Genomic DNA, 11,868 nt, shown 5'->3' on the forward strand with positions numbered 1-11,868 from the left:
TGATGCGCGGGCCGGCGAAGCGGGTCGGATCGTGTTGTCCGCTGTTCGGTCGGCGTCGGTTCGTGGCCGCCGGCGCCGGATTTCCTTGGTTTCGTCCGATGTGGACACAGCGAACGGCCCGGGCGCTCCCCGCGCCCGGGCCGTTTGCTCCCCCTTGGTTGTGCCACCCCTTTCCCCCCAGTACCGCGGCCCTCCCCGGCCGCGACGGGTCAGGCGGCTTGGGTCGCTTCGGGCGTCAGCACGGCAGCGGCGACGTAAACCGGCAACATGATCCCGGCCGACAGCACCGTCGCGGCCACGACCGCGATGCGGACCATCGTCGGGTCGACGCCGAGGTAGTCGGCCCAGCCCCCGCACACCCCGGTCAACATCCGGTCGGTGCGGCTGCGGAAGAGCTTCTTGGTTTCCGGGGTGTACACGCTGTTCGTCATGCCATGAATACTCCGCCGCGCGGCCCCTCGGCACATCGGGGAACGGCCCGGAGACCGACCCTGGACTCCGACCCTGAGGCGAGATCAGGGAAATTCGGGTGGGCGCCAACGCTCACCGCCGCGCCGGTGCGTCTCCGCTGCCGGAGGGGCCGGACCAGGAGTGGGCTGATGCGTGGCTGGTCCGTGCTCACCTGGGCCGGTGGCGCTGAGGCTCAGCGCAGCGCGCGCACCCGGTCCAACCGGGCCAGCCAGGCCTCGGTGACGTCCGGCGCTGCGGCGAACTCCTCGAACCGATCCGGCGCCGGCGCCTGCGGCAGGACCGGGAGGTAACCGTCCACGGGGGACAGCGACGTCGTGCTGACGTCGCCGGTCAGCAGGGACATCGTGCCCAGGCCGCAGGCGAAGTCGAGCTGCGAGAGGGCGCCCGCGAGGGCCAGGCCGGCGGCGAGGCCCACGCTGGTCTCGACAGCGGACGACACGACGCACGGCAGCCCGCACGCCTCGGCCACCTCCAGGGCGCGCCGCACGCCGCCGAGGGGGGCGACCTTCAGCACGGCGATGTCGGCGGCCCCGGCGACGGCGACCTTCAGCGGGTCCTCGGCGCGGCGGATCGACTCGTCGGCGGCGATGCGCACCGACACGCGGCGCCGGACGGCGGCCAGTTCGTCGATGGTGCGGCACGGCTGTTCGGCGTACTCGAGGCCGCCGGCCGCCTTGTCGAGGGCGGCGAGCGCGGTGACGGCGGTGTCGACGTCCCAGGCCGTGTTGGCGTCGACGCGGATGGCGCCGGCCGGGCCGAGGGCGTCGCGGACGGCTTCGAGGCGGGCGCAGTCTTCGGCGAGCGTGGAGTGCTTGTCGGCGACCTTCACCTTCGCCGTGCGGCAGCCGGAGGCGCGGACCAGCGCGTGGGCGCGGTCCGGCGGCACGACGGGGACGGTCGTGTTGACCTCGACACGTTCGCGCACCGCGGCGGGCCAGCCCTGCTCGCTCGCCTCCAGGGCGCTCGCCAGCCACGGCACGCTCTCGGCGTCCGAATAGTCCGCGAACGGGCAGAATTCACCCCACCCGGCGGGCCCTTCGAGCAGGACGCCTTCACGGACGGTGATGTCCCGGAACCGGTTGTGCAGGGGCAGCGCGTAGACCTTCATCACCGCAGATCATGCCACTTGGAAGTCACGTGCCGATCGGGCGGCGACCGGCCAGAATGAGATGTGTGGACGGCCTCGACTTCCGGGTGCTCGGCCCGGCCGAGGTCGTGGCCGGGGGCCGCGCCGTGCCGCTTGGCGGGAGCCGCCCGCTGATCGTGCTCGCAGGGCTGCTGCTGCGCGCCAACCGTCTGGTGTCCGCGGACGAGCTCGGCCGCTGGCTGTGGGACGACGACCAGCGCCGTTCGAAGGGCGCCCTCCAGACGTACGTGCTGAGGCTGCGGCGCGCGCTGGGCCCGGGTGTTGCGATTCGCACAGAGCGTGGTGGTTATCTGCTGGAGCTTGATCCGTTGGTAACGGATCTTGGTCGGTTTCGCACACTCGCAGCCCGGGGGAGGACAGCTTTCGAACAAGGCGAACACCGTCGTGCCGCGGGGTTGTTCGCCGACGCACTCGCGGAGTGGCGAGGGCCGGCGCTGCAGAACGTCGAGTCCGACGCCCTGCACCGCGACGAGGTCGGCCAGCTCGCCGAGGAACGCACCCGCGTGCGTGAGCTGTGGGCCGACGCGTTGATCGCCGTCGGCGAGTTCGGCACCGTCGTCCCGGAGCTGACGCGGCTGACCCGGGAACACCCGTTACGGGAACGGCTGCACGAGCAGCTCGTGCTCGCGTTGTTCCATTCCGGACGGCAGGCCGAGGCGCTGGAGGTGTACCGGCGGATCAGCGCGGTGCTCGCCGAGGAGCTGGGCCTCGATCCCGGCGCCGGCCTGCAGCGCGTGCACCGGCTCGTGCTGGGTGGGGCGCCTTATCAGCCGGCGGTCGAGCCGCAGGTGCCGCACCAGTTGCCGGCCGACCTCGGTGCTTTTGCCGGCCGTGAGGCGGATTTGAAGGCGTTGCGTGCTTTGCTTCCGACAGAGGACAGCACGTCGACGCCCATCGCTTCGGTGGAAGGCATGGGTGGCATGGGGAAAACCACACTGTCCGTCCACTTCGCACACGAGATCGCAGATGGGTTCCCGGGTGGACAGGTGTTCCTGAACCTGCGCGGGTACGGTCCTGGCGAGCCAGTGGAACAGTTGGCGGCGCTGGAAACTTTGCTGTCGGCGCTGGGTGTCCCTGGTGACCAGATGCCGGCCGATGTGGATGGTCGCGCCGCGACGTGGCGCACGCACACGGCGGGGCGGCGGCTGCTCGTGGTGCTGGACAACGCCAACAGCACCGAGCAGGTACGGCCGCTGCTGCCGGGGCCGGGCTGCCTGGTCGTGGTGACGAGCCGCTGGCAGCTGCGCGGCCTCGTCGCGACGCACGGTGCGCGCCGGATCGCGCTGGAGGAGCTGGACGAGGCGGGCGCTGTCGAGCTGCTGGCCTCGGCGATCGGCGTTGACCGCGTCAACGCGGATCCTGGTGCCACGTCACGCTTTGTGGAGTACTGCGGCGGCCTGCCGCTGGCGATCCGGATCCTGGCCGTGCGGGCGGCGCAGTTCCCGGACTACCCGCTGGGTTCCTTTGTGGACGCGCTGGACGCCGAGCCTGACCGGCTCGGGTTGTTCGACCTCGGTGATGGCGAGGAGACGAACATCCGATCGGTGTTCTCGTACTCTTACCGGGCGTTGCCGCCGGATGCCGCGCGGTTGTTGCGGTTACTGGGCCTGCCTTCGGGGCCGGATGTGACGCCTGCCGTCGCAGAGGTGTTGCTGGGGTCGCCGCCGGGATCCGCTTTGGACGCCCTGGTATCCGCGCACCTGCTCACTCAGCCGCAGCCGGGTCGCTACCAGTTCCATGATTTGATTCGGGCGTATGCGGCAGAGCTTGCGTACCATGTGGACAGTGTGGAGGAGACGTCGGCGGCACGGTTGCGACTGTTGGATTTCTACCTTTCTTCGGCGTTGAACGCTTCGCGGGCGATGCGGCCCGAGCGGATCTACGGGTCGCTGGAGTTGCGTGTGGACGGTGGCCTCGAGTTCGCCGACTACCACGCGGGGCTGGCGTGGTTCGCCGCGGAGTACGGGAACCTCGTCGCGGCTGTGCACCTGGCGTTCCGGCTGCGGGAGTACGCGCATTGCTGGAAGCTCACGTGGCTGATGTTCACGTACTTCGCCGGCCGCGCCGGCGTCGACGACTGGCGGGCGCTCAACGAGCTGGCCCTGCGGGGCACGAGGCTGTCCGGCGATCGGGGTGGCGAGGCCGGGATCCTCAACTGTCTCGGCGTGATCGACGGGGTCGTGCGCGATTACGCGTCGGCGCGGCGGTACCTCGAGCAGGCGCTGGTTCTGCAACGCGAGCTCGGCTCGCGCGAGGGCGAGGCGCGGGCGCTGTACAACCTGGCCATGGCGGCCGATTCGTCGGCCGACTTCCCCGCGGCGCTCGCCCACGGCACGCGGGCGCTGGAGATCGTGCGGGACTTGCGGATGACCGGCTTCGAAGCCAACGTGCTGCGCGCGCTGGGGGATTTGTGCTGCCGGTTCGGGGATTTCCCGCGTGCCTTGGCTTTGGCAGACGAGGCTTTGGCCTTGGCGCCTGCTCCTCGTGACGGCCGCTTCTCCCTGACCACCCGCGCCAAAGCCCTCCTCGGCGTGGGCCGGTCGGCTGAGGGCATCGAGTGCATGTCGGACGCCGTGGACATGTTCTTCGCGATGGACGAGCACTACGAAGCCGCCGACGTCCTCGCCCAACTCGGCACGGCCCACCTGCGCCTCGGCCACCCCGCCGCAGCCCGCGACTGCTGGCTCCGCTCGGTCCACCTCCTCACCGACCTCGCCCACCCCGACGCGGCGGACGTCCGGGCCAAGCTGGCTGCGATGGTTTCGGGCTGAGTTGCCGGCTGTGGCCGGCTTGCCGTTCGGTGTGGCGGGAGGCCACTCGCTCCCATGCCGCCGCCCGGCGTTCATGCGAAGTTGGCCGGGATGTCTTGCGGTGAGCGGCGAGCGTGCCGTTCGGGGTGGCGAGATGCCGGTGGTGGAGGCGATGTGCCGGTCAGCGGGGAGTGTTGCCTTGGGGTTTGGCAAGTTGCCAGTCGGCTTGGCGGCTGCCGCTGGTTTGTCAGGCTGTGGGACTTGCCGCGGTGCCTGGCATGTTGCCGGGTGCATTGATGCTTGCCAGGGCTCGCCGGGAGTTGCCGGTTCGGGTCGCGAGCTGGCGGATCGTGGTGGGGATTGCCGTGGGGCGTGGCAAGTTGCCAGGGGCACGTGGTGCGGTGGTCTGCGTGCCGACCCCCAGAGACAGCAGGCAGACCACCTGCACCCGTACGCCTTAGCCAACCGGATGGCGCTCACTGTGCGCTCACTGTGCCGGTGGCGGCTTGAGGTGCAGGAGGTTCGAGAGGGTGATGGCGTTGCGGGGAGCTTCGACTTTGACGTCGTTGTCGAAGTAGACGTGGACGTCGCGGTGGCCGTCGGCGTGCCAGGCGGTGATCTTGGTGGCCCAGGTGCGCAGGGCGGAATCGGTGTAGCCGCTGGTGTAGAGCTCGACGTCGCCGTGGAGGCGGACGTAGGTGAAGTTCGTGGTCTGGTCCTCGCGGTACGGCCAGCGGCCGGCGGTGTCGGCGACGACGAGGGCGACGTCGTGTTTTCGCAGCAGGTCGAGGGCTTCCGGGGTGACGAAGCTGGGGTGGCGGACTTCGAGCGCGTGCCGGATGGGCCGGTTCTTGCCGGGTTCGAGGTGGGGTGGGGTCTTGAGCTTGTCGTCGTGCTTCGCGCCGAGCGCGGCGGCTTCGGTGGTGGTGCGGGGCAGCAGACCGAGGAAGGTCTCGACGCGGTCGGGGTCGAACTCGAGCCGTGCGGGCAGCTGCCACAGGACCGGACCCAGTTTTTCGCCGAGTGCGAGCACTCCGGACGCGAAGAAGTTGGCGACGGCGGGCTCGACGTCACGCAGCTGCTTGAGGTGCGTGATGAAGCGCCCGCCCTTCACAGCGAACACGAAATCGGCCGGGGTCTGGTCGGCCCAGGCGGTGTAGCGGTCGGGAGTCTGCAGTGAGTAGAACGACCCGTTGAGCTCCACGGAGTTCAGCCGCCGCGACAGGTACTCCAGCTCGCGGCGCTGCGGCAGCCCCTCGGGGTAGAACTCGCGGCGCCACGGCGGGTACCGCCACCCCGACGTCCCGATCCGAATCCCGGCGATCTCCCTCACCGCCTTCCTCCGCGGCGTGATTCCCCTCGGCAGATTCCGGTAAACCCGCCCGCGCAACGGCCGCCCGGACACTCGCACCGGACTTCGGGACAGCCGACCCAACCGAGAGGACATCTGTCTCACGTCCTGTCTTGCTCAGTGTGGAGGAGAGTGCGGTGGACCGCCTCGCCCCGCGGCTGTCGCTGTGCAGGCAGCTCGCGGTGAGGTGGGCTGCTGCTGCGGGGGATCACGGTGTGGCGCTATGGCCGGAGTTGCCCGGCCGGGTGCGGAACCCGGCCGGGAGGACCTTCGGACGCCGGTCGCCCAGGGCTGCGGCATTGGCCGGGCCCGCGCGCGCCCGGCGGACGGCCACGCCCGGCACCGCTGGCGATGGGCCTGCCCAGGCGGCTCGTCGGCTGGAGGTGGGTGCGTCGGCTGGGCCCGGGGATCGGGAGGCCCGCCTGCGTGGACTGGTGATGGGCGTGCCCGGGCGGCTCGTCGGCTGGAGGTGGGTGCGTCGCATGGGCTCGGGGATCGGGAGGCCCGCCGGTGTGGGCTGGTGATGGCAGTGGGCCCGCCCAGGTGGGTCTTCTGCTGGAGGTGGGTGCGCCCGCTGAACTCGGGGATCGGGAGGCCGGCTGGCGCGGCTCGTGATGGGGCGGCGAGCTGCTCTGGGCGGCTCGTCGGCTGAAGGTGGGTGCGCCGGCTGGGCTCGGGGGCAGGGAGGCCGGCCGACACGGGTGGGGTGGTGTCAGGCCCACGAGAAGGTCCACAGGCGGGTCTGCACGAGGCCGCTGGCGTACTCGCGGAGGGTGCCGGGCTGGGAGAGGTACGTGGGGAGGCTGAAGGCGCGGTGCTCGGCCGCGACGGTGAGGGCGCGGGCCAGCGTGCGCGGCGGGGCGGAGACGGACAGCGTGAGGGAGTCGAAGCCCAGGGAGAGCAGGGTGGCGCCGAAGCGGTCTTCCCAGCTGCGCAGGACGGCGGAGAGCTCCGCGACCTGGTCGGTGGACTTGATCATGCCCGTCCAGCCGAGGAGGGCGGGCATGTCGGCCGGGCGGTCGGTCTGGACCAGGCCGAGGCGGTGGGCGCTGCGGTTGGCCAGGATGGAGCCGGTGTTGCCCGCCTCGGCGAGGGGGTCGGCGCGGCGGTGCGAGCGGCGCGCGAGGCCGGGGAAGCGGGCGCCGAAGGGGCGCAGGCACGCGCCGTCGCAGCACGAGGTGTCCCACCAGCGTGCGAGGGCGTCGGCGGGGTCCACGGAGTCGACCCGGTGGCCCGCCGGGGCAAGGCGGCCGCGGTCGTCGAGCCAGTCTTCCCCGCGCGCGGCGAACCGCTGGTCGTGCGGGATGAGCACGGGCCAGAGCCCGGAGCGCTCGAACTCCGCGACGCACTCCAGGTACCGGTGCGGCCGCGCGAGCGGCTCCTCGGACACCCAGATGCGCCCGTGCCACCGTCCGGGCGGCAAGGTCTGGACCGGCGGTGCCCCGAGGCCGGGGCGGAACGGTGCGATCGTCATGAGCTTCCCCTCGAACGGGTGTTCGGTCCTGCATGTCGAACAGTAGTTCGAGTGACCGACAATTTCCAGGGAGTGTTTCGCTCATCCGTTCGAGTGAATGTGGAAAGTAGCAGCTCAGGGCGGAGAACTCGGGGCTTCTGTGACGGATGAGGTCACTGCGGCAGATGGGTGATGCGAAAGTTCGCTGCGCACGGGCGGCTGGGTGCTGAGGGGCACCGCGGCGCGGGGGTGCGACGTGGTGCTGGCGCGTTCAGCGCGGGTGGGTGCGCGATGGCGAGCGGCGCGGGACATGGCGGGTGGGGTGCGCGGCGGTGGGCCGGGCCGGCCATGGTGCGCGGGGCGCGACCGCAGGCAAGTCGCGGAGTGGCACTAGTCCGGTGAGGGGCGCTCCGATCTTCGATTGCCACCGCGGTCCAGGCTCGGCTTCCAAGCCCAAGCCCAAGCCCAAGCCCAAGCCCAAGCCCAAGCCCAAGCCCAAGCCCAAGCCCAAGCCCAAGCCCAAGCCCAAGCCATCCGTCCAGACCGACCAGACCGCAGGGCGACCCCAACCCACAGGTCAGCGCGATACCCGATCACCACGAGCAAAGAACCGGTAATTTCCCGCCCAGCCGATGTCGAGAACCCGTCACCGGCTCCGTCTCCCGGACACGAGCGGCCGCCGGGGCCGTACCCGCAGGGCAAGACGAAAGGACCACCACCATGGCCCTCGCCGAGGACATCGACCGCGCTACCGACTCGCAGTGGGACTGGGTGGCCGAGCAGACGCGCAAGTACGTGAGTTCGGGCGGCCAGGAGGGGCACGAGCAGAACGGCGTCTACACCCTCATCCTCGCCACCACCGGCCGCAAGACCGGCGAGCCCCGCCGCACCTGCCTGATCTACGGCACGCAGGGCGAGGACTTCGTCGTGGTCGCCTCCAAGGGCGGGGACGACGACCACCCGGCCTGGTTCAAGAACCTCGAGGCCGAGCCGAGCGTCGGCGTGCAAGTCGGCGCGCGGAGGTTCGACGCGCGCGCCCGGATCGCCGGCAACCAAGAGCGCGCGGCGCTCTGGCCGAAGATGGCCGAGATCTTCCCGCTGTACAACGAATACGCGCAGAAGACCGAGCGCGTCATCCCGATCGTCGTGCTCACGCCGAACCGGTGACTTACAGCGGTCGGCGCAGGTCCTCCGCGTCCACGATGTGGTACGCGTACCCCTGCTCCGCCAAGAACCGCTGCCGGTGCGCCGCGTACTCGGTGTCCACTGTGTCCCGGGAAACGATCGAATAGAAGTGCGCCTGCCGTCCGTCGCCCTTGGGGCGCAGCAGCCTGCCGAGCCGCTGAGCTTCTTCCTGCCGGGAGCCGAAGGTGCCCGAGATCTGGATGGCCACCGACGCTTCCGGCAGGTCGATGGAGAAGTTCGCCACCTTCGACACCACGAGGGTCCGCAGCTCACCGCGGCGGAAGCGGTCGAACAGCTCCTCCCGCTCCTTGTTGCGCGTCGACCCCTGGATCACGGGCGCGTCCAGCTCCGCGCCCAGCATCTCCAGCTGGTCCAAGTATGCCCCGATCACCAGGGTGGGCTCGCCGACGTGACGTTCCACAATGGACTTGATCACGGGCATCTTCGTCATCGCTGTCGCCGCGAGCTTGTAGCGCTCGTCCGGCTCCGAAGTCGCGTACGCGAGCCGCTCGGCGTCGGTCAGGGTCACGCGGACCTCGGTGCACTCCGCCGGCGCGATCCACCCCTGCGCCTCGATGTCCCGCCACGGAACGTCGTAGCGCTTGGGTCCGATCAACGAGAAGACATCACCCTCACGGCCGTCCTCGCGCACCAGGGTCGCCGTCAAGCCCAAGCGACGCCGTGACTGCAGATCCGCCGTCATGCGGAACACGGGCGCCGGCAACAGGTGGACCTCGTCGTATACAACGAGGCCCCAGTCCCGCGAGTCGAACAGCTCCAGGTGCCGGTACTCGCCCTTGGTCTTGCGTGTCACGACCTGGTACGTCGCGATCGTGACCGGGCGGATCTCCTTCTTCTCACCGGAGTACTCGCCGATCTCGTCCTCGGTCAGCGACGTGCGCGCCACCAGTTCGCGCTTCCACTGCCGCCCTGCGACGGTGTTGGTCACCAGGATCAGCGTGGTCGCCTTGGCGTGCGCCATGGCCGCCGCGCCCACCAGCGTTTTGCCCGCGCCACAAGGCAGAACCACCACGCCCGAGCCGCCGGCCCAGAAGGCCTCCGCCGCCTGGCGCTGGTAGTCGCGCAGGTGCCAGTCCTGCTCGTCGAGATCAATAGGGTGCGCTTCGCCGTCCACGTAACCCGCGAGGTCCTCCGCGGGCCAGCCGACCTTCAGCAGCGCCTGCTTGAGCCGCCCGCGTTCGGACGGGTGCACGACCACCGTGTCCTCGTCGATGCGCGCGCCGAGCATCGGGTTGATCTTCTTGTGCCGCGACACCTCTTCCAGCACCGCGCGGTCGGTGGTCGACATCACCAGGCCGTGGGCCGGGTCGTTGGTGATCTGCAGCCGCCCGAAGCGGCCCATCACGTCGACCACGTCGATCAGCAGCGGCTGCGGCACGGGGAAGCGCGAGTACGTGGTGAGCGCGTCCACCACCTGCTCCGCGTCGTGCCCGGCGGCGCGCGCGTTCCACAACGCCAGGGGCGTGATGCGGTACGTGTGCACGTGCTCGGGCGCGCGTTCCAGCTCGGCGAACGGCGCGATGGCGATCCGCGCGTCGTTGGCCTGAGGGTTGTCGACCTCGAGCAGCACGGTCTTGTCGGACTGGACGATCAGGGGGCCATCAGTCACCCGTCCTTTATACGTTCCCCCGAGCCGTCCCCTCCCGTCGCGGCCGTCAGGGTGCCAAGATGATCGGCAGGAAAAGCTGGAGGGGACCTTTGACCACACCACCGTTCGGCGTGCCGTCGGCCGCCAACCCGTTCCAGCCGCCGGGCGCGATGCCGCCTCGGCCTGGCGCGCCCCGAGCGCTCTCGAGCACCGCGAAGGTGCTGGTCGCAGCAGGAATCGTGGTGGCGCTCGGCGTGGGCGTGCTCGCCGCGTTCGGCGTGGCAGCGATCGCCCGCTCGTCGGGCACGCCGGTGGCCGGCAGCTGCCTGTATCTCTCCGACGAGAGTGTCGGCACGCAGAGTTACCACGGCGTGGGCTGCTCCGAGCAGCGCGCCACCTACCGCGTCGACGACGTCGAAGACGGCACCTCGAGCTGCCACGGCGGCGACTACGTGCGCTTCCAGCTCTTCCGCGGCACCAGCAGCTCCAGTAGCTCCAGCCGCACCACCGCGCCGCGCGAGACGCTGTGCCTGGCGCTCAACGTCACGTCCGGCGACTGCCTGCGCGACGTCGACGACGAGGCCGAGATCAGCAAGGTCACCTGCAGCGACCCCGACGCCGAGGCCCGCGCGGTCGTCCACCAGGGCAGCAGCGACGAGGACTCCTGTGGCGCCGCCGACACCGCCCTCGCCTACGCCGGCCCGCCCGAGCGCACGGTCTGCCTGCAGCCCGCCGGCGAGAACATCTAGGGCTGGTCCTCCTCCGGCAGCATTGCCTGCACGTCGAGCCGGCTCGGGATCAGGCCCGAGGTGTGCATGAGGTCGGCCACGCGCTGCAGCCGGATGCCCGACAGCGTGGTCGGGTAGGTGCCCAGCGAGATCAGCGCCGCCGTGGTCGGGTCGATGTCGGAGAACGTGGGCAGCGCGTCGCGGACGATCGCCGGGTCGGCGGCCGTCTGCTGCGCCTGCATGAGCACGCGCCGGAAGACGGCCAGTGTGCGCGGGTTGTCGCGCGCGAACGCGCCGGTCGCCGCGTAGCCCGAAGCCGGGAAGTCGAGGGTGGCGCCACTGGACCCGTCGGCGAGGATCTGCGCGCCGAGTTCCTTCTCCGCCCGGGTGATGTACGGCTCCACCATCAGCGCCGCGTCGGCGTCGCCGGACTGCAGCGCGTCGGGCATTCGATCGAACGGCTCGGGCACGAAGTGGATCTTCGCCGCGTCGACGCCGGCGGTCGCGAGCACGGAACGAGCGGTGAGCGCGCCGATGTCGTCGAGGTCGTCCACGGCGATCTTCGGCGACTTCTTCGCTGTCGGCTCGGTGTAGTCGGAGTTCGGCAGCGTCACCAGCGCGATCGTGTTGTTGCCCGAGGTGTACGCCTCGCCTTGCAGCTGCAACGCGGTGCCGGCGTTGGCGGCGCGGAAGAGAGACACGTCGCTGGCGAACGTCACGTCCAGCTGCCCGGAGCCGAGTTTCGCCAGGCCATCCTGGGTCCCGAGGTCCACGAGCGTCACGTTCAGCCCGGCTTCGCGGAACTTCCCGGCGGCCGCCGCGATGCGCAGCGGCGCGGTGTCGATCGGCCCGCCGACGCCCACGCGCAGAGTGGTCCGCTCCACTGGCGCCGGCGCCGCCGCGTCACCGGAATCGAACAGCGAGCAGCCGCTGATGGCCAGCAAGACCGCCACCAGCGGCAACACCAGTGCACGCACGTTCATCCGCTCTCACCTACCGGGAGAATCTCGGCATCACGCTGGATCGTATGGGCCGCTGCCCATACGATCCCCGACAGGGCCGTGACCCCGCCAGTGCGGCTTCCCGATCCGATCGAGCCAAGTTACCGCCGAGTAGACTCGAATCGGACACCCCCGATGTCGTCCGCGGATGAGGTGCCGCGGTGGAAAAGGAA

Annotated in this window: 9 protein-coding genes; 3 read left to right on the top strand and 6 right to left on the bottom strand. The window is 70.5% G+C overall.

The annotated features are described in order from the left end of the window. Positions 1 to 209: 209 nt before the first annotated feature. Both ABZU76_RS29895 and ABZU76_RS29900 read right to left on the bottom strand, forming a co-directional pair. Positions 210 to 431: a PspC domain-containing protein gene (locus ABZU76_RS29895; protein ID WP_220244657.1), complete on the bottom strand. Its 222-nt coding sequence runs from the start codon at positions 429 to 431 to the stop codon at positions 210 to 212. 212 nt (positions 432 to 643) lie between these two features. Then, positions 644 to 1,579, bottom strand: coding sequence for an o-succinylbenzoate synthase (locus tag ABZU76_RS29900; RefSeq protein ID WP_354875266.1), 936 nt, complete (start codon positions 1,577 to 1,579; stop codon positions 644 to 646). A gap of 56 nt (positions 1,580 to 1,635) precedes the next feature. Between ABZU76_RS29900 and ABZU76_RS29905 the strand changes: the two genes are divergently transcribed. Beyond that, entirely contained in the window at positions 1,636 to 4,389 is a 2,754-nt protein-coding gene (locus ABZU76_RS29905; RefSeq protein WP_354875268.1) for a BTAD domain-containing putative transcriptional regulator, read from the top strand. 466 nt (positions 4,390 to 4,855) lie between these two features. Here the strand turns inward: ABZU76_RS29905 and ABZU76_RS29910 are convergent, their stop codons facing one another. Then, positions 4,856 to 5,701 carry a DUF72 domain-containing protein gene (locus ABZU76_RS29910; RefSeq protein ID WP_354875270.1) on the bottom strand — a complete coding sequence of 282 codons (846 nt, stop codon included), beginning with the start codon at positions 5,699 to 5,701 and terminating at the stop codon, positions 4,856 to 4,858. Positions 5,702 to 6,431: 730 nt separating this feature from the next. Continuing rightward, on the bottom strand, positions 6,432 to 7,193 hold the full coding sequence (locus ABZU76_RS29915) for a DUF4253 domain-containing protein (RefSeq protein ID WP_354875272.1): 762 nt from the start codon (positions 7,191 to 7,193) through the stop codon (positions 6,432 to 6,434). A gap of 699 nt (positions 7,194 to 7,892) precedes the next feature. On the opposite strand from ABZU76_RS29915, the gene ABZU76_RS29920 reads away from it, so the two are divergent. Further along, positions 7,893 to 8,339: a nitroreductase family deazaflavin-dependent oxidoreductase gene (locus tag ABZU76_RS29920; protein ID WP_354875273.1), complete on the top strand. Its 447-nt coding sequence runs from the start codon at positions 7,893 to 7,895 to the stop codon at positions 8,337 to 8,339. Position 8,340: 1 nt separating this feature from the next. Here ABZU76_RS29920 and ABZU76_RS29925 read toward each other — a convergent pair whose 3' ends face one another. Further along, positions 8,341 to 9,987, bottom strand: coding sequence for a DNA repair helicase XPB (locus ABZU76_RS29925; protein WP_354875275.1), 1,647 nt, complete (start codon positions 9,985 to 9,987; stop codon positions 8,341 to 8,343). Positions 9,988 to 10,076: 89 nt separating this feature from the next. Here ABZU76_RS29925 and ABZU76_RS29930 point away from each other — a divergent pair, with 89 nt between their 5' ends. Continuing rightward, entirely contained in the window at positions 10,077 to 10,715 is a 639-nt protein-coding gene (locus tag ABZU76_RS29930; protein WP_354875277.1) for a hypothetical protein, read from the top strand. On the opposite strand, the gene ABZU76_RS29935 is transcribed toward ABZU76_RS29930, so the two are convergent. Beyond that, the gene (locus ABZU76_RS29935) at positions 10,712 to 11,677 is read right to left on the bottom strand and encodes an ABC transporter substrate-binding protein (RefSeq protein ID WP_354875279.1); all 966 of its coding nucleotides are present in this window, start codon (positions 11,675 to 11,677) and stop codon (positions 10,712 to 10,714) included. The two genes, ABZU76_RS29930 and ABZU76_RS29935, sit on opposite strands and share 4 nt — an antisense overlap. Positions 11,678 to 11,868 lie beyond the last annotated feature (191 nt).

The organism is Amycolatopsis sp. NPDC005232 (genome assembly GCF_040607795.1).
GTDB lineage: Bacteria > Actinomycetota > Actinomycetes > Mycobacteriales > Pseudonocardiaceae > Amycolatopsis.